The following is a 19,898-nucleotide window of genomic DNA, read 5'->3' on the forward strand; positions in this document are numbered from 1 at the left end:
CCGACTGTGCACCGCCACGGCCGAATGATACCGCCCTCTGGAACAACCTGACGCAGCAATGGGTTTCAATCCCCCAGAGGAGAAGCTCCTAACCTGCATGATTCATAAGTGTCTCGTCATAAATGAATAATGCAGGTTCGAATTCATCCCGTGGGACGAGAAATTTCATCTCGTGAGACGAAAAAATCCGTCCCATGAGACGAAAAAAATCATCTCACGAGACAAAATAATCCGTCTCACGAGACGAATTTTACCGCTGTCTTCGATGTGATTTTCATCTCTTAGCGTTCTTTATCAACTTTCTTATCCCTTTCTTGCTCTTTACTCAGAAAAAAACACTAATTTTGCAATCCGTTAATTACCAAAATACGACGTATGAAACTTGATTTACTTACAGCGATCTCCCCAATTGATGGTCGATACAGAGGAAAAACAGACGCTTTGGCGGCTTATTTCTCGGAATTTGCCTTGATGAAATACCGCGTACAGGTAGAGGTAGAATACTTCATTACTTTGTGCGAACTGCCTTTACCGCAATTGGGAAAGGTGGACACCCATATATTCGAAACCTTAAGAAACATTTGTCGCAACTTCTCCGAAGCAGACGCACAGCGCATCAAAGACATAGAGAGGATTACCAACCACGATGTGAAAGCCGTGGAATATTTCCTGAAAGAAGAGTTCGACAAAATAGGCGGAATGGACGAATACAAAGAATTTATCCATTTCGGTCTGACTTCTCAGGATATAAACAACACCTCCGTACCTCTGTCGGTGAAAGACGCCCTGGAACAAATATATTATCCGCAGATTGAAGAACTGATTGCACAGCTTCGTACCTATGCGGAAGAATGGGCAGAAATCCCGATGCTTGCCAAAACACACGGGCAACCGGCTTCGCCTACTCGTTTGGGTAAGGAAGTGATGGTATTTGTGTACCGTCTCGAACGCCAGTTGGCTATGTTGAAAGCGTGCCCGCTTACAGCGAAATTCGGTGGCGCTACCGGAAACTACAATGCGCACCATGTAGCTTATCCCGGGTTTGACTGGAAAGCATTCGGTAATAAGTTTGTTGCTGAAAAGTTAGGTTTGGAGCGTGAGGAATATACCACTCAGATTTCAAATTATGATAATCTTTCCGCCGTTTTTGACGCAATGAGGCGGATTAATACGGTGATGGTTGATATGAACCGCGACTTCTGGCAATATATCTCGATGGAGTATTTCAAGCAGAAGATTAATGCCGGTGAAGTAGGTTCAAGCGCTATGCCGCACAAAGTGAATCCGATTGATTTTGAAAATGCGGAGGGTAACTTGGGTGTTGCCAATGCAATTCTGGAACACTTGGCTGTAAAACTTCCGGTGTCTCGTTTGCAACGCGATTTGACGGACTCTACCGTATTGCGCAATGTCGGCGTTCCTTTCGGACATGTCGTGATTGCGATTCAAAGCTCACTGAAAGGCCTGCGCAAGTTATTGCTGAATGAAACAGCTATTTCTTGCGATTTGGACAATTGTTGGAGTGTGGTGGCCGAAGCTATTCAAACCATTCTGCGCCGTGAAGCATATCCGCATCCGTATGAAGCTCTGAAAGCATTGACCCGTACAAATCAAGCCATTACGGAAAATTCTATTAAAAAATTTATTGAAGGGTTGAACGTTAGCAAAAAAATAAAAAAAGAATTACTCGCTATTACTCCTCATAATTATACGGGAATTTGAGATAAATAAAGTTTTACCGGATTAAACCGACATCTTGAATCCGGTGTTGATATACGAATATGATAAATTAATATAAGGTATAAAAGTGATAATGAAATGGCCGTGAGGCTATACGTTTAATTTTATTCGAATAAAACAATGAATACAGAAAACAGAACTTGGCGTGACGATTCTTCCGGTGAGGAGAATTCAGGCAACAGATTTGAGAGAGAAAACAATTACAGTCGCCCGTCCTACAACCGTGAAGGTGGTGGTGAACGGCCTTATCGTCCGCGATTTAACAATGAAGGTGGTGAACGCCTTCAGCGTGCTTACAGTAGCGACCGTCCTTATCGTCCACGGTTTAATCCTAATGCAGACGGTAATAGTGAACGTCCTCAGCGTCCGTACAATGAGCGTCCGTCTTACAACCGTGAAGACGGTAACCGTGCTTATCGCCCGCACTTCAACAGCGAAGGTGGCGATCGTCCGCAACGCCCTTCTTATGGGAATAACAGTGGTGGTGACCGTCCTTATCGTCCGCGGTTTAACAATGAAGGTGGCGACCGTCCTCAGCGTCCTTACAGCAACGACCGCCCTCAGCGTCCGCGCTTTAACAGCGGAGACGGACAACAACAACAGCGTTCCTATAATAACGATCGCCCTTATCGTCCGCGTTATAACAATGACGAAGGTGACCGCCCGCAACGTCCTTATAGCGGTGGTTCTTCGTATGGCGGCTCTTCGTATGGCGACCGTCCGCAACGTCCGCGCTTTAACCCGAATGGTGGCGGTGGAAGACCGGGTGGATATAACCGTCCGCAACAACGCCGTACGCCGGATTATGATCCGAATGCAAAGTACAGCAAGAAGAAACAGATGGAATACAAGGAGCAATTTATTGATCCCAATGAACCTATCCGTTTAAATAAGTTCCTGGCAAACGCGGGAGTTTGTTCTCGTCGTGAAGCGGATGAGTTTATCACGGCAGGCGTGGTTTCGGTAAACGGAACAGTTGTAACGGAACTCGGAACTAAAATCAAGCGTGGCGACGAGGTGAAATTCCACGACCAGATAGTGAGCATAGAACGTAAAATCTACATTCTGTTGAATAAGCCGAAAGATACGGTGACTACCTCGGATGATCCGCAGGCACGTCGCACGGTAATGGATTTGGTGAAGGGTGCATGTGATGAACGCATCTATCCGGTGGGACGTCTGGACCGTAATACTACAGGTGTATTGCTGTTGACCAATGACGGTGACCTGGCTTCCAAGCTGACACATCCGAAGTTCCTGAAGAAGAAAATCTATCATGTACATACGGATAAGAATATAACCAAGGCTGATATGGATCAGATTGCAGCGGGAGTTCAATTGGACGACGGTGAAATCCATGCAGACGCCATCAGTTATTCGGACGATGTAAAACGTAATGAAGTGGGAATTGAAATCCATTCCGGTAAAAACCGTATCGTACGTCGTATATTTGAGTCACTGGGTTACAAGGTAATGAGACTTGACCGCGTTTTCTTTGCCGGATTAACGAAGAAAGGCTTACGCCGTGGAGAGTGGCGTTTCCTTACCGAACAGGAAGTGAATTTCCTGCGCATGGGCTCTTTTGAGTAATGTCTCTAATTCCTTTTTAATTAAAATATATGGAAAAAATTGGTAGAACAAAAATTGTTGATGTGCTGAAACGTGAAGATTTCGGCACGATAGTCAACGTGAAAGGCTGGGTTCGTACCCGTAGAGGTAGTAAACAAGTTAATTTTATCGCCCTGAATGACGGTTCTACAATAAATAATGTGCAGGTAGTAGTAGACTTGGCTAACTTTGATGAAGATATGCTGAAGGATATTACCACCGGTGCCTGTCTGAGTGTGAATGGAGAACTGACGGAATCGGTTGGATCCGGTCAGAAAGCGGAAATTCAAGCCCGTGAAATTGAAATTCTCGGAGCTTGTGATAATACCTATCCTTTGCAAAAGAAAGGACATACGTTAGAGTTTTTGCGCGAGATTGCCCACTTGCGTCCCCGCACGAATACGTTTGGCGCTGTATTCCGCATTCGCCACAACATGGCGATGGCTATTCACACGTTCTTCCATCAGAAGGGATTTGTTTATTTCCATACACCTATCATTACGGCTTCCGACTGTGAAGGAGCCGGACAGATGTTCCAGGTGACAACGAAGAACCTGTATGACTTGAAGAGAGATGAAGCCGGTTCCATCATTTATGATGACGACTTCTTTGGCAAGCAAGCCAGCTTGACGGTTTCAGGCCAGTTGGAAGGTGAACTTGCAGCTACTGCGTTAGGGGCTATTTACACATTTGGTCCTACGTTCCGTGCCGAGAACTCCAACACTCCCCGTCACTTGGCGGAATTCTGGATGATAGAGCCGGAAGTTGCATTCAATGACATTACGGACAATATGGATTTGGCGGAAGAATTCATCAAATTCTGTGTGCAATGGGCTTTGGATAACTGTGCCGATGATGTGAAATTCCTCAACGATATGTTTGATAAGGGACTGATTGAGCGTCTGCAAAGTATATTGAAAGAATCCTTTGTACGTCTGGCGTATACCGAAGGAATCAAAGTACTGGAGGAAGCTGTTGCGAAAGGTCACAAGTTCGAGTTCCCTGTATATTGGGGAGTGGATTTGGCATCTGAACATGAGCGTTATCTGGTAGAAGAGCATTTCAAACGTCCGGTTATCCTGACTGATTATCCGAAGGAAATCAAAGCGTTCTATATGAAGCAGAACGAAGACGGTAAGACGGTGCGCGCTATGGATGTGCTGTTCCCGAAAATCGGCGAGATTATCGGCGGTTCCGAGCGTGAAGCGGATTATGACAAGTTGATAAACCGCATCAATGAAATGCATATTCCGATGAAGGATATGTGGTGGTATCTTGATACCCGCAGGTTCGGTACTTGTCCGCACTCCGGCTTTGGTCTGGGTTTTGAACGTTTGCTGCTGTTCGTGACGGGTATGGCGAATATTCGCGATGTGATACCTTTCCCGCGTACGCCGCGCAATGCTGAATTCTGATCGTAGAATAGATAACTGAATAGTAGCCTGCATAATTTTGATTATGCAGGCTATTTTTTAATAGTAAGTTGTCATTTTATTGAAATAAATGCTTATATTTGTGACAGTCAGATGCCGATTCGATAACCTCATAATATACGAATATGAAAAAGAAGTATTTCATTACCACGTTGGCAGTAGTGCTGCTGACGGTAACAGGAGCGATGGCGCAAAAGAAAGCAAGTTTTAAACCGGCTAACCTGAAAGGTATCTGGCAGTTATGTCATTATGTATCCGAAATTCCGGATGTTCCCGGTGTCTTGAAGCCCAGTAATACATTCAAAGTGTTGAGTGATGACGGGCGTATTGTGAACTTCACTATCATTCCCGGACAGGATGCCATTATTACCGGGTATGGCACGTATGAGCAACTAACGGATGGTAGTTACAAAGAAAGTATTGAAAAAAATATCCATTTGCCTATGCTGGATAAGAGGGATAATATCCTGGAATTTGAAATGGGCGAAGGAGGGGTTATGTACCTGAAGTATTTTATTGAAAAGGATCTGAATGGGAACGAAATGAATTGCTGGTATCATGAAACATGGAAGCGGATAGTGATGCCACCCAAATTCCCCGAAGATATTGTCCGGTAAAAGACTTACTGCATCGTAATTTTTATCTTTCATCCGCATTCTTACGAAGCGGAACTTCGCAGCAATTACTGATTAGTAAATGTGATTAATACCCCGCGACACACAAACATGGGCATTGCGGCGCTCTTAAAAAAAGAGAAGAAAACATTTGCCGGTTTTGGGAAAATCCGTACCTTTGCAAGCCGATTATTATCTAATAAGGATAAGCATCTAATTTAGAGCAAGTTAATCTATCTTTGTCCGGGATGGTTAGCTTGTGATAAAGAGATTTTTTTTAGTAGTAACATTTAAAAAACAAATTAAGAGTGGATACTTTAAGTTACAAGACCATTTCTGCAAACAAAGCTACAGTAACCAAAGAATGGGTTGTTGTTGACGCTACAGACCAAGTATTGGGACGTCTGGGCGCGAAAGTTGCGAAACTGTTGAGAGGGAAGTATAAACCAAACTTTACTCCTCACGTAGATTGCGGTGATAATGTGATTATTATCAATGCCGACAAAGTAAAAATGACAGGTAATAAGTGGACCGACAAAGTGTATTTGTCATACACTGGTTATCCCGGTGGTCAGAGAGAAATGACTCCCGCCCGTTTACAGGCTAAGCCAAACGGTGATGAAAGACTGTTGAGAAAAGTAGTAAAGGGTATGTTGCCGAAGAATAAATTGGGCGCTAAATTGCTGGGAAATATGTATGTATATGCCGGCAGTGAGCACAAGCACGAAGCTCAGACCCCGAAATCAATTGATATAAACTTACTTAAATAAGAAATAATGGAAGTAGTAAATGCATTAGGCAGACGTAAAAGTGCAATCGCACGCATTTTCGTAACCGAAGGTACAGGAAAGATTACCATTAACAAGAGAGACCTTGCAGAGTACTTTCCATCAACTATTCTTCAGTTTGTTGTAAAACAACCGCTGAGCAAGCTGGGTGTTACTGAAAAATATGATATTAAAGTAAATCTTTGTGGTGGTGGTTTCACCGGTCAGTCTCAGGCATTGCGTCTGGCTATCGCCCGCGCATTGGTGAAGATTAACGCTGAAGACAAGGCAGCTCTCCGCTCCGAAGGCTTCATGACTCGTGACCCGCGCGCTGTTGAGCGTAAGAAACCGGGACAACCGAAAGCTCGTAGAAGATTCCAGTTCAGTAAACGTTAAGAGTTGCAGACACGTTGGAGCGGACAAGTTGCTTAATTCTCAACTTTCAACTCTCAACTCTCAACTGAAAGAGCGTTTAGCATCTAAACTACCGGGACTCGATGATAGACTACCCGGCGGTTGGTTTAGAAAAACAAAAAAGAAAGTAAACGATTTAAAGAAAAAACAAAATGTCAAGAACTAATTTTGATACATTATTGGAAGCCGGTTGCCACTTTGGCCACCTCAAAAGAAAGTGGAATCCCGCAATGGCTCCTTATATTTTCATGGAACGCAATGGTATCCACATCATTGACCTCCACAAAACAGTTGCTAAAGTAGATGAAGCTGCTGAAGCTTTAAAGCAAATTGCTAAATCAGGAAAGAAAATCCTGTTCGTTGCTACTAAAAAACAAGCTAAACAGGTGGTTGCCGACAAAGCATCCTCTGTAAATATGCCTTATGTAATCGAGCGCTGGCCGGGCGGTATGTTGACTAATTTCCCCACTATCCGTAAGGCTGTTAAGAAAATGGCTACCATCGACAAATTGACGAATGATGGTACGTACTCTAATCTGTCAAAAAGAGAAATTTTGCAAATTTCACGTCAACGTGCTAAGTTGGACAAGACGTTAGGTTCTATTGCTGACCTGACTCGTCTGCCGTCTGCACTGTTTGTGATTGATGTTATGAAAGAAAACATCGCAGTTCGCGAAGCTAACCGTCTGGGTATCCCCGTATTCGGTATTGTTGATACGAACTCTGATCCTACTAACATCGACTTCGTAATTCCGGCTAATGATGATGCTACCAAATCAGTAGAAGTAATTCTGGATGCTTGCTGCGCTGCTATGCAGGAAGGTTTGGAAGAAAGAAAAGCTGAAAAGATAGATATGGAAGCTGCCGGTGAAGCTCCTGTCAACAAAGGTAAGAAGAGAGTTACCAAAGCAAGACTTGACAAATCCGACGAGGAAGCAATCAATGCAGCTAAAGCTGCTGCTTTCATGAAAGAAGACGAAGAAGCGTGAGAATGCAAGAAGTTGTAAGTAGATAGTAGTAAGTAGTTAGTAGATAGTAGTTAGTAGTAAGTAGGAGATAGTTCTACTTATGTAAGTTAGCAAATGGAGTTTCTTCTACTTACTACTTACTACTTACTACTAACTGCTAACTACTTTTTTAATAATTAAATATAAAGGAAGGAAATATACTATGGCTGTAACAATGGCTGATATAACCAAACTCCGCAAAATGACCGGAGCTGGTATGATGGATTGCAAGAATGCGCTGACAGAAGCTGAAGGCGATTTCGACAAGGCAATTGAAATTATTCGTAAGAAAGGGCAGGCGGTTGCCGCTAAGCGTTCAGACCGTGAAGCTTCTGAAGGTTGCGTTTTGACTAAGACTACCGGTGACTTTGCCGTTATCATTGCTTTGAAGTGCGAAACTGACTTTGTGGCTCAGAATGCTGACTTCGTGAAACTGACTCAAGATATTCTTGATCTTGCTGTAGCTAACAAGTGCAAGACTTTGGACGAAGTGAAAGCGTTGCCGATGGGTAGCGGTACTGTACAGGATGCAGTGGTTGACCGTAGCGGTATTACTGGTGAGAAGATGGAACTGGATGGTTACGTGACTGTAGAAGGTGCAAGCACTGTTGTTTACAACCACATGAACAGAAACGGTCTTTGCACCATCGCTGCTTTCAACAAGGCGATTGATGAAGCATTGGCGAAACAAATAGCTATGCAGATTGCTGCTATGAATCCGATTGCAATTGACGTGGATGGCGTTTCTGAAGAAACAAAGCAGAAAGAAATCGAAGTTGCTATTGAGAAGACAAAAGCAGAATTGGTACAGAAGGCTGTGGATGCTGCCCTGACGAAAGCAGGTATCAATCCGACTCATGTGGACAGCGAAGACCACATGGAGAGCAACATGGCTAAAGGTTGGATTACGGCTGAAGATGTAGCGAAGGCAAAAGAAATCATTGCTTCTGTTTCTGCTGAAAAGGCTACAAATCTGTCTGAAGCGATGATTCAGAACATTGCTAAAGGTCGTTTGGCTAAGTTCTTGAAGGAAGTTTGCTTACTGAACCAGGAAGATATCATGGATGCTAAGAAGACTGTAAGAGAAGTGTTGGCGGCGGCTGACCCTGAATTGAAGATTGTTGACTTCAAGCGTTTTACTTTGAGAGCTGAATAATTTCAACTCGATATATATGATTATGAAAACGGTCGCTACGGAAATACTGTAGTGGCCGTTTTTTTTCTGATTCCTTTGACTTTACTACGTAGTAGTGTCTAAACTACTTAGTAATTGCCTATCTTGTGTTTTGCGCGCACGATATATATCCCGTGTATGCTCCACATATATCCCATTCGCGCAGGAAACAAACAATTATTGCATAAATCCCGTATATTGACTGCGATTTATGCAGGATATCCGTATATATATTCAAAACCCCATACCTGAACTTTTTATTTCTCCCTCTTTTGCGGAAATCCGTGTTAGAGAAAAAGCTGTTTTCTTGTCTTTTTGAAAGCCTGTATGGCTTTGGGCTTACACATTGAACACCGCACATACTCCGTATTCAACTAATGAACCGCTAACAAACTAACCATTACTGTGTTAATAAGGAAATTTTCTTGAGTATTTGGAACATAATGCAGACACAATTAGTTATATTTGCGACAATTTAAATTCTTGAATAGACATGAGAAGAGTAACTTTGAAATTTATCTTCGGCATACTCCCGGCAATTATATTCCTGCTGAGTTCTTGTCACTCCGCGTATGAGGTGACAAAAATAGAAAGTACAATGGTAGCTATTGACTCCACGTGGGATGCCAAACCTGATGCCGAAGCGATAGCGCTACTTGCGCCCTATAAGGCACAGGTGGACAGTATGATGTATCGCGTGGTAGGTACGGCGGAAATCACGATGGGTAAGGGCGCTCCTGAAAGTCTGTTGTCGAATCTGGTAGCGGACGTATTACGCTCTGCGGCTACCCAAGTATTGGGAAAGCCTGCCGACATGGGATTGGTTAACATGGGCGGATTGCGTAATATATTAACCGAAGGTACTATTACTTGCGGAAATATATTTGAAATATTACCTTTTGACAATTCCCTTTGTATCCTGACATTGAAAGGCGTTTATCTGAAAGAACTCTTTGCCGATATTGCAGTGCGTCGCGGCGAAGGTGTCAGCGGAGTGCAACTCCTGATAACAAAAGACGGCAAGTTATTGCGCGGTACGGTCGGTGGCCTTCAGGTGGAAGATGATAAACTTTACACCGTCGCCACCATTGATTACATGGCGGACGGGAATGGCGGTATGACTGCCCTGCCGCAGGCCGAGAAACGGGAATGTCCCGCCGGAGCCACTTTGCGCGACTTGTTTATGAGCTATGTGGAACAACAAACGGCTGCCGGAAAGAAGATTACTTCCCGTATGGAAGGCCGTATAACTATAGCGGATGAGTAATCCTAATAATTATTGCTTATGAAACGTATATATACTTTTTTAGTGCTGGCGGCCTCTCTCATTCTTTCCGCATCCGCACAGAGATCAACCGGGGGAACTTCTCGGGAACCTTTCAGCCTGATATCTTCCGAATCTGCCCAAGACGCCAAACAATTGCTTATTTTGCAGACGAGCGATATGCACAGCCGTATCGAACCTAACGATGTACATGCTGCCGACAGCTATGCTGGAATGGGGGGAATCGTGCGCCGGACGACTTTCATAAAGGAAGCGCGTGAATTGAATCCCAACCTGTTGCTGTTCGATTGCGGAGATATATCACAGGGAACTCCTTATTATAATCTGTTCCAAGGCGAAATTGAAGTGAAAATGATGAACCTCATGGGATATGATGTTATGGTTATCGGCAATCATGAGTTTGATTTCGGTATGGACAATATGGCTCGCCTGTTTCGTATGGCGAAGTTCCCGATAGTCTGCGCTAACTACGATGTGAAGGGTACGGTATTGGAAGGTTTGGTGAAACCTTATGTAATCCTGAAACGTAATGGATTGAAAATCGGAGTATTCGGCCTTAGTCCGAAACTGGAAGGATTAGTGCCGGCGGATAAGTGTGCGGGAGTCACATACAGCGACCCTATAGCAATTGCGCAGGAAACGGCCGATTTGTTGAAAACGCAGAAGGGTTGTGACGTTGTAGTCTGCCTGTCGCATCTTGGCTTCCGGCTTAAGAATGCCTCTTGTGATGAAGATTTGGTGCGGGAAACCAATAACATTGATGTTATTCTGGGCGGACATAGCCATACGTTCATGAAAGAATCCGCCATTTATCTGAATAAGGACGGTGAAAGCGTTCCTATATTGCATACGGGACTGAACGGCGTTTATGTTGGAGTGTTACGAATGACGTTTGAGAAGAAGTAATCCTCCGGATTAGTATTATCAGATAAAGTAGTAGTTTGAATTAATTATATAAATGAGCCTTCTTAAGTCTCACAATTAGGAGTATCTCTATTAGCTTCGTTGAATTATCATTAAACCATGATGCAATGCTTAAATGAACAGTACTTAAACAAGATTATGAAGAAAACCATTTACTTATTTCTTATACTCTTTCTATGGAGCCATATATCTCCACTTGAAGCGCAAGTAGTTCCCCCCTTTTTACCTTCTGCGGACGATGTCCGCTGTAAGCAATGGGTAGACTCCGTATTCTCTCGCCTGACCTTGCAGGAGAAAGTCGGCCAATTGATTGTCACCACCATTCCGGCAAAGGCGGATAAGCAGAGACAGAAACAAATACGCGAATTAGCCAAGAAATACAAAATCGGAGGACTGCTGTTTGCCGAAGGAACTATCGAAGAACAAGCCATATTGACGAATCTGGCGCAGAAGAATGCAAAAGTGCCACTTCTGGTTACCTTCGACGGAGAGTGGGGCTTGTCCATGCGTTTGGACGGCACACCCCATTTCCCCAAGAATGCCGCCCTCGGCTGTATTCAAGATAACGACCTGATATACCGCTATGGCTTTGAAGTAGCCCGTGAATTCCGTGAACTGGGTGTACATGTGAATTTTGCGCCGGATGCGGATGTTAATACCAATCCCCTGAACCCGGTAATCCATGTACGCTCTTTCGGAGAAGACCCGAAGAAAGTGGCTGAAAAGGTATTGGCCTACAGCCGCGGTCTGGAAAGTGGAGGCGTACTGTCGGTAAGCAAGCATTTTCCCGGACACGGTGATACGGATGTGGATTCGCACAAAGCATTGCCCGTGCTTTACTATAATCGTGAACGGCTGGATACGGTAGAACTGTATCCTTTCAGGGAAGCGATACGTGCTGGATTGGGCGGTATCATGGTAGGACACTTGCAGGTTCCGGCTTTAGAACCGGACTTTAGAACAGCGTCTTCACTTTCCGGGAATATCGTGACGGGACTGTTGAAAAAGGAAATGGGTTTCCGCGGCTTGGTCTTTACGGATGCACTGGATATGAAAGGAGTATCATCAATTCCCCAGGTCACCACGAAGGCGTTGCTTGCGGGCAATGACATGGTGCTGGTGCAGTATAATACCGCGAATGCGGTAACAGAAGTCTTGAACGCCGTAAAGGAAGGCGTTCTGCCGGAGTCGGAAGTCGACGCCAAATGCCGTAAGATACTTACGTATAAATACCTGTTGGGACTACGCCGGCCGCGTCCGCAGTTGCAGGTTGGCGGAATGAGTCAACGTATCAATACAGATGGGGCGCAGGCATTGGTTACTGAATTGCGCCGGGCTTCCGTTACAGTGTTGGGTAACTATTTCGGCGTACTGCCTTTGACTCCTGTGGGCGGCGCTCCTATCGCCCTTCTAAGTGTAGGCGAAGGTAAGGATAGTGTTTTCATTCGTGAAGTACGGAAATATTCTCCCGTACCCGTAGAGTGTTTCCGTTTGAATAAAGAGACTACCGCTGACGCCTGCCGTGAGTTGGCTCGTAAGTTGGCGGATTACCGGCGTATTGTAGTCAGTGTATCCGGGAAAGATGCGGATACGGCTGCTTATGGCGACTTTCTTGCCTCACTGGACTTCTCCGTACCGTTGGTTTATGCATTCTTTACTTCCTATCGCGGTATGCAACCGTTGGAGTCTGCCCTGGCTAAAGCTGCTGCCATAGTGCTGGGGCATTCGCCGGAAGCGGATATTCAAAGCTATGTGGCAGGCGTGATATTTGCCAAAGTCCCTGCGCAGGGCAAACTATCCATGAGCGTTGGCAATCTATACAAAGCAGGCGAGGGGAGTGTGGTTACACCGGATATGAAACCGGGACGCATCATCCCCGAGGATTTGGGAATGAGTTCTTATGAATTGCGCCGCATTGATGCCATTGCCCTGTCCGGACTACATGCCAAGGCATATCCGGGCTGCCAGGTATTGGTGTTGAAAGAAGGCTTGCCCGTGTACGACAAATGTTTCGGAACACACTCCGGTACCGACACTACGACGGTGCGGTCTACTGATATGTTTGATCTCGCCTCTTTAACGAAAACTACGGCTACGCTGTTGGCTGTCATGAAACTCTATGACGAAAACAAATTGAAGCTGACGGATAAGGCGTCGCAATATCTGCCCTTCCTCCGGAATACCAATAAGAAGAATATCACCATAAAGGAACTGCTTTTGCATGAATCGGGTTTGCCTCCCTACATCCGTTTCTATCTGGATGCCATTGATCCGAATTCCGTTCACGGACCGTATGCGCAGAGCTGGGTAGACGAATGGCACCGTACGCAGATAAGTGAGCACAGCTATTACTGTTCGGATTTCAAGTTCGGGAAAGGGTTGATGTCCGATAAGGAAACATCTGTTCATACTCTGCATGTAGCGGATAAGATGTGGATGAACAAGAGTTTCAAGAATACCATGATGCAGAAGATAGCCAAATGTGAATTGGGCAGTAAGCGATACGTGTATAGCGACCTCGGCTTTATTCTCTTGCAGCAGATAGTGGAATCCATAGTAAAACAGCCGATGGACTATTATCTGGCTAAGGAGTTCTACACTCCTATGGGATTGCAGCGCACCATGTATTTGCCATTGAACAAGTATCCCAAAGAAGAGATAATGCCTACGGCAGCGAACGACTTCCTGCGCCGTCAGGACTTATGCGGTTATGTGCATGATGAGACTGCTGCTTGCTTGGGAGGGATTTCAGGTAATGCCGGTTTGTTCTCTACGGCAACGGAGGTCGCAAGAATCTATCAAATGATACTGAATGACGGAGAACTGGATGGTAAACGCTATTTAAACAAAGCAACCTGTCAACTGTTTACTACGGAAACTTCCGCTCTCGGCCGTCGCGGACTGGGTTATGACAAGCCCGAATTGAAGGATTTGAAGAATAGTCCATGCTCGGCTTCAGCTACTGCTGCCGTTTATGGGCATACCGGCTCTACAGGTACTTGTGTCTGGGTTGATCCGGAACATAAAACCATATATGTATTTCTTAGTAATCACTTATGTCCCAACGCTTGGAGTACTAAGCTGGGAGATATGAAAATCCGTACCGATATACAAGAAGTAATTTATAAGAGTTTGAAATAAGTAGAATTTTGAATAAATAGTGTTTAGAGAATTAAATAGGCTTTAGCCTGCATTATTCATACTGTAGTTAAAGGAGTTATCACTTCGTTAGTAGTTAAGGAGTTAAAGCCAATACTCCGTGAATCATATAACATCAGTATCGGCTTTAACTCCTAAGCTAACTTGTTGGCTGATAACTACTTTAACTACTCTAACTCCTGAAGCATGAATAATGCAGGATAGTATCTCAATTCTCCTCCTCCCAGGAGGAGGGGAATTGGGATACTATTGATAACCAACAACAAGATAGTTGAGTAACATATAATCAACTTGCGAAATTCAAATTTAATATAAATAATAATGAAGAAACTGCTCCTGTTCTTTCTAATGATTTTGGGTTGCTGCGGCCGCTTTGACTCAGATGCCCACTATTCAACTTCACTTTCTCCTGCTTCACCGTTTGCCTCATCGTTTGCCTCATCGCTTACCTCACCGTTTACCTCACCGTTTACCTCATCGCTTGCCTCCCTTCCTGCATTACCGGCTGACCCCGTGATGATACGCCATTTGTCCGGCGATGAAAAGTGCCGGCAATGGGTAGATTCCGTTTTTAAGAAGATGAATCTGAAAGAACGTATCGGGCAATTGTTCATTTATACTATTGCTCCGCAGCAGAATAAAGCGAACCGTGATTTGCTGCACCGGGTAGTGAAAGATTATAAAGTAGGCGGCTTGCTTTTCTCAGGTGGTTTGATGCAGGATCAGGTTGCGTTGACGAATGAGGCGCAAGGCATGGCTGATGTCCCGTTGATGATAACCTTTGACGGCGAGTGGGGACTTTCCATGCGCCTGCGCAATACCCCGGTATTTCCCAGAAATATGGTGCTGGGTTGTATTCAGAATGATAGCCTGCTGTATGAGTACGGGCGTGAGATAGCACGGGAATGCCGTGAACTGGGTGTTCAGGTCAACTTCGCCCCGGTGGCGGATGTAAATATCAATCCGAAGAACCCGGTTATCAATACCCGTTCTTTTGGAGAAAGCCCTGCGAATGTGGCAGATAAGGTGATAGCATATTCCAAAGGATTGGAAGACGGTGGAGTGCTCTCGGTATCCAAACATTTCCCCGGACATGGCGATACGGATACGGATTCGCACCATACATTACCGACATTATCCTTTACCCGTGCCCGTCTGGATAGTGTGGAATTGTATCCGTTCAGAAAAGCGATTCAAGCCGGACTGTCCGGTATGATGGTGGGGCACCTTGAAGTTCCTGTGCTGGAACCTAAGGCTGGATTGCCTTCTTCACTCTCCCGCAATGTGGTGCACGGGTTGCTGGCGCAGGAAATGAATTTCCGTGGACTAATCTTTACGGATGCACTTGCCATGAAAGGCGTTTCCGCAAATCACACAAACATCTGTCTGCAAGCATTGAAAGCGGGTCATGACCTGTTGCTCGTTCCCCGTCGCCTCAAGGAAGAGGCAGACGCCATACTGGATGCCGTGAAGAGTGGTGAACTGACTGAAGAGGAAATTAATGCGAAATGCAAGAAAGTACTTACCTATAAATATGCCCTCGGACTAAGTAAAAAGCCATTTGTTCGCCTTTCGGGTTTAGACGCCCGCCTCAATACGGCGCATACCCGTGACCTGATTCGTCGTCTGAATCAGGCGGCGATTACCGTACTGGAAAATAAGAATAATATGTTTCCGTTGAATGCGGACATGAAAGAGATAGCTGTGCTCAATGTAGGAAATGCAAAGGAAATGCAACCCTTCCTTAAAGAACTTTCCGCACACATGAAGCCCGCCGGAACGAAACCCGCCGTATTCCAATTGCGTGGCGGACTGTCCAAAGCCGCATATAAGCAATTGAACGATTCGCTGTCGCAATATAAACGCATTCTGGTGAGTGTTACGGAAGACCGTTTGGCGCCTTATCAGTCTTTCTTCACCGGATTTAATCCCGGTGTACCGGTGGGATATTTGCTTTTCATACCTGCAAAACAAGTATTGCAGATACGCCAGGGAGTATCTGCAGCCGATGCAGTAGTGTTGGCGCATTCCTCGAGTGAGGATGTGCAGAAGCAAGTCGCTAAAATACTTTATGCCGGTGCAATTGCAGACGGAAGGCTTTCGGCAAGCATCGGCGAACTGTTTGCTACGGGCGATGGGATAACGATTACTCCGCAGACGCAGTCTCATTTTATTCCTGAAGAACATGGTATGAACTCCCGCATGTTGGCGCGTATTGATGAAATAGCGGAAGAAGGTATCAGGGAAGGAGCCTACCCGGGTTGTCAGATAGTGGTGCTGAAAGATGGAAAGGAGATGTATAACAAAGCGTTCGGGTCGCATACCCTGATGGGAGTTGCTGCCAGGCCGCTTCCTTTGGCAAGAAATGCTCCGGGGGTTACTCTTCCGGTTTCTCCGACGGATGTTTACGACTTGGCTTCATTAACCAAGGTTACCGCAACCTTGCTTGCCGTTATGAAGTTGTGTGATAAGGGACAACTGAATCTAACCGACCGTGCTTCGGATTATTTATCCTGGCTGCAAGGTACGGATAAGAAAGACATCACTGTGAGGCAATTGTTGCTGCACGAATCGGGGCTTCCTTCTACTATATTCTTCTACCTGGATGCCATCGATAAAGAGAGCTATGAAGGTACTCTTTTCAAAGCGAAGCGTGATACTGCGCATCCTGTACAGATAGGAGACCGTACTTGGGCTAATCCGAATTTCCGTTTCACTAAAGGATTGACCTCGAAAGTACGTACGGCGGAGCATACCTTGCAGGTCTGTGATAGCCTCTGGCTGAAGAGTTCTTTCAAACAGAAATATTTGCAGAAAATCGTTGATACTCCTTTGAGAGACCAGCGTTACCGTTACAGTTGTGTCGGCTTTATCCTGTTGCAGCAATTGGTTGAAAAGCTCACAGGAATGTCGATGGATGCTTTCCTGGAAAAGGAATTCTATGCCCCGATGGGGCTTGAACGTACGGGATATTCACCCGCATCCGGTCGTTTCTCCATACCGAAAGCTGAAATCATACCTTCTTCCATTGATCCGTTCCTGCGGAAAACAGTTATTCAGGGCTTTGTTCACGATGAAGCTGCTGCTTTTCAAGGTGGGGTTTCCGGTAATGCCGGATTGTTCTCTAATGCTACGGAAGTGGCGCGCATCTGCCAGATGTTGCTAAATGGGGGTGAACTTGATGGTAAACGTTATCTCAGCAAGGAAACCTGCCGTGTATTTACCACTACCGTATCTAAAATAAGCCGTCGCGGTTTAGGCTTTGACAAACCCGACCGCCGGAATCTCGCGAAGAGTCCCTGTGCCGCTTCCGCGCCGGCTTCCGTGTACGGCCATACCGGTTTTACCGGTACCTGCGCCTGGGTAGATCCGCAGAATGGATTAGTCTACGTTTTCCTTTGTAATCGCATCTTCCCTGATGTATGGAATACGGAGTTGATGAAAAAGAATATACGTACCCGGATACAGGAGGAGATTTACAAGGCGTTGCTGCGTTGAAAAGCAATATCATCTATCTCAGTTGGGAATATCTGTAATCAGCTTGAATAGGTTTGGAAAAAAACATTGTCTTTTAATAATTAGCCTTTTGAAAAGCTATTTTTGATAAAATATTCGCTTTTCAAAAGGCTAATTTCTCTCTTAGTGGGGAGAATAATTTTATTATTTGCAAATAGATTACGCAATTAATTTTATTGTTTTACCAACCGCGCCGTCCATCCCCCTCCGGGCGCCATTTGGATATTCAGTTTATCGCTTGCCTTTACGTTACGAACCTCCCGGCGGTAATCGGTTGCTTCTACATCCGCATTTATTCCGTCGGAGAAGATGTTCGCTTGGTAGACACTGTTCGCATCCAGGAATGAAAGATCGAGTGAACAGGTACGAGATGTCCAGTCGGTCAAGGCGCTAATGTACCATACATCCCCCTTGCGGCGGGCTATTACGATGTATTCGCCCAATTTGCCTGCCAATGCACGGGTTTCGTCAAAGGTTGTCGGCACTTTGGCAATGAAGTCCGTACACTCCTGTTCTTTCATATACTTGCTGGGGCTGTCGGCCAACATTTGCAGCGGGGCTTCGTACAGAGCGTACATTGCCATTTGATGCACGCGTGTACCCTGGCTCATGGGGTGGTCGTTGATGGCGCGGAAGGTGCTGCGAGTAGCATTTACCATAGCTCCCGGCGTATAGTCCAACGGTCCTGCAAGCATGCGCAAGTAGGCGACTGCTACGTCATAACGCGGCTGGTTGTGCAACGGTGCACCGTTTACAACAGGTTCCCATTTGGAATTTTCCAATCCTTTCACACCTTCGAAATTAACCACGTTAGGGTAAGGACGATGCAATCCGAAGGACTTCATGCCATGATAGTCCAGCAGCAATTGATACCTGGCGGCACATTCCGCAATATCGTACATGGATTTCACTATCGGTTGGTCGTCCCGGTCGAAGAAGTCCACCTTGAAGCCCTTAATGCCCATTGCGGAGTAGTGGGAGAAAGCTACTTCCTTTTCCTTCTCCGTCAGTCGCCAGCTTGCCCAAAGGATAATGTCAACGTTCTTTTCCTTGCCGTACGCGATGAGTTCCTTTAAATCAATCTCCGGAATGACTTTCATCAGGGTTTCTTTATCGCTCCATCCGTCGTCGATAATGATATATTCCAATCCGTTGGCGCCGGCAAAGTCGATAAATGCCTTGTAAGTCGGGGTATTCATTCCCGCTTTGAAGTCTACACCCGTTAAGTTTGTGGTATTCCACCAGTCCCATGCCACTTTACCGGGCTTAATCCATGAGATATCCCGGATGCGTGAGGGAGCTGCAAGACGTTGCGCCATATCGTTATCCGCCAGTTGCGCATCCTGTTCGCTTACTAATACGACGCGCCACGGAAAGGTGCGACGACCCGTAGTCCTGGCAATATAATCTGCCCGGCGTGTAGGTATCAGGTTCAAGCGGTTGTGTCCGCCTATGACTTCTTCCAGCGGATAAGGAGCGAACTCCGCCTGTAAGCCCTGACGGGATTGCGGGTTGACTACGAGGAACATTCCCGGATAGTCTTCCAGTCCGGCTTCCATTATCACTGCCTTTTTGCCTCCGTCGAGTTCTACTAGGAGTGGAGTAATTGCCAGAGAGTCGGTTACCATCTGCGACAGAGGAATTTCATCATAATATGACTCGAAGGAGTACGTGTAACGTTCTCCGCTACGCATGTCGTTTATGTAAGGTACCCATGCTTTATGATTCTTTGCGAAATTAAATTCAGCGGTTTCTGCTTTTACCAGGATATTGTCCCGCCGTTCGCTGATGAAACGATATGCGGCGCCGTCGTTGTATGCACGGAATTCAATGCCAAAGCCTTCCCGGAAGCGCAATGTAAGCCGGTTGTAGACATCTTCCACGCTGGCTTTCTTATAGATAGGCGTTTCAAAGGAAGTATTCACACGCTTATGCTCGGAGCGTGTAACCTTTATATTCTTGCCCAAAGTTTCTGTTTGCTTCGTGGATTTCTCATTCTGCCACTGCATGGCGATGGCGGAAGGAAGCAGTACGGTGGTTTCTTCGTGAACGATCTTCCAGTTGAGAGTCTCTCCTGCCTGCACGGTAATGTTCAGGCGGCCGTCCGGTGATGCCAGTTTATACTGTTGGGCATGGATTGCACCGGTAAAGGTGAGGAACAGGCAAATGATTATTGTGGTTACGGTATTTTTCATGATTACAATGTTTTTTACTGAAGTTTCGCATCTTGTCTGTATATAGCTGAACTATCTCTATT

13 protein-coding genes are annotated in these 19,898 nt (G+C 45.5%); 12 read left to right on the forward strand and 1 reads right to left on the reverse strand.

All coding sequences use genetic code 11. The annotated features are described in order from the left end of the window. Nucleotides 1-375: 375 nt before the first annotated feature. The 12 genes from purB (at nt 376) to B2Z67_RS11550 (ending at nt 17,623) form a co-directional block, all read left to right on the forward strand. On the forward strand, nt 376-1,722 hold the full coding sequence (purB, locus tag B2Z67_RS11495; protein WP_291529972.1) for an adenylosuccinate lyase: 1,347 nt from the start codon (nt 376-378) through the stop codon (nt 1,720-1,722). 138 nt (nt 1,723-1,860) lie between these two features. Continuing rightward, nucleotides 1,861-3,330: a pseudouridine synthase gene (locus tag B2Z67_RS11500; protein ID WP_291529973.1), complete on the forward strand. Its 1,470-nt coding sequence runs from the start codon at nt 1,861-1,863 to the stop codon at nt 3,328-3,330. A gap of 29 nt (nt 3,331-3,359) precedes the next feature. Next, nucleotides 3,360-4,763, forward strand: coding sequence for an asparagine--tRNA ligase (gene asnS, locus B2Z67_RS11505; protein WP_291529974.1), 1,404 nt, complete (start codon nt 3,360-3,362; stop codon nt 4,761-4,763). A 143-nt stretch (nt 4,764-4,906) separates the two neighbouring features. Beyond that, nucleotides 4,907-5,398 (forward strand): DUF4488 domain-containing protein, encoded by a 492-nt coding sequence (locus tag B2Z67_RS11510; RefSeq protein WP_291529975.1) that lies wholly within the window; start codon nt 4,907-4,909, stop codon nt 5,396-5,398. Nucleotides 5,399-5,703: 305 nt separating this feature from the next. Beyond that, nucleotides 5,704-6,165 (forward strand): 50S ribosomal protein L13, encoded by a 462-nt coding sequence (gene rplM, locus B2Z67_RS11515; RefSeq protein ID WP_291529976.1) that lies wholly within the window; start codon nt 5,704-5,706, stop codon nt 6,163-6,165. A gap of 6 nt (nt 6,166-6,171) precedes the next feature. After that, a complete protein-coding gene (gene rpsI, locus B2Z67_RS11520; RefSeq protein WP_291529977.1) occupies nt 6,172-6,558 on the forward strand; it encodes a 30S ribosomal protein S9 in 387 nt (128 codons plus the stop codon). Between the two features lie 170 nt (nt 6,559-6,728). Continuing rightward, nucleotides 6,729-7,565 carry a 30S ribosomal protein S2 gene (rpsB, locus tag B2Z67_RS11525; RefSeq protein ID WP_291529978.1) on the forward strand — a complete coding sequence of 279 codons (837 nt, stop codon included), beginning with the start codon at nt 6,729-6,731 and terminating at the stop codon, nt 7,563-7,565. 181 nt (nt 7,566-7,746) lie between these two features. Continuing rightward, nucleotides 7,747-8,739, forward strand: a complete 993-nt coding sequence (gene tsf, locus B2Z67_RS11530; RefSeq protein WP_291529979.1) for a translation elongation factor Ts — start codon at nt 7,747-7,749, stop codon at nt 8,737-8,739. Between the two features lie 511 nt (nt 8,740-9,250). Further along, entirely contained in the window at nt 9,251-10,024 is a 774-nt protein-coding gene (locus tag B2Z67_RS11535) for a 5'-nucleotidase C-terminal domain-containing protein (protein ID WP_291529980.1), read from the forward strand. 18 nt (nt 10,025-10,042) lie between these two features. Further along, nucleotides 10,043-10,948 (forward strand): bifunctional metallophosphatase/5'-nucleotidase, encoded by a 906-nt coding sequence (locus B2Z67_RS11540; protein ID WP_291529981.1) that lies wholly within the window; start codon nt 10,043-10,045, stop codon nt 10,946-10,948. 156 nt (nt 10,949-11,104) lie between these two features. Beyond that, the gene (locus B2Z67_RS11545; protein WP_291529982.1) at nt 11,105-14,107 is read left to right on the forward strand and encodes a glycoside hydrolase family 3 N-terminal domain-containing protein; all 3,003 of its coding nucleotides are present in this window, start codon (nt 11,105-11,107) and stop codon (nt 14,105-14,107) included. A 339-nt stretch (nt 14,108-14,446) separates the two neighbouring features. After that, on the forward strand, nt 14,447-17,623 hold the full coding sequence (locus B2Z67_RS11550) for a glycoside hydrolase family 3 N-terminal domain-containing protein (RefSeq protein WP_291529983.1): 3,177 nt from the start codon (nt 14,447-14,449) through the stop codon (nt 17,621-17,623). A 191-nt stretch (nt 17,624-17,814) separates the two neighbouring features. Here B2Z67_RS11550 and B2Z67_RS11555 read toward each other — a convergent pair whose 3' ends face one another. Next, nucleotides 17,815-19,836 (reverse strand): glycoside hydrolase family 97 protein, encoded by a 2,022-nt coding sequence (locus B2Z67_RS11555; RefSeq protein ID WP_291529984.1) that lies wholly within the window; start codon nt 19,834-19,836, stop codon nt 17,815-17,817. Nucleotides 19,837-19,898 lie beyond the last annotated feature (62 nt).

This window comes from Bacteroides sp. UBA939, from assembly GCF_002293435.1.
Lineage (GTDB): Bacteria > Bacteroidota > Bacteroidia > Bacteroidales > Bacteroidaceae > Bacteroides.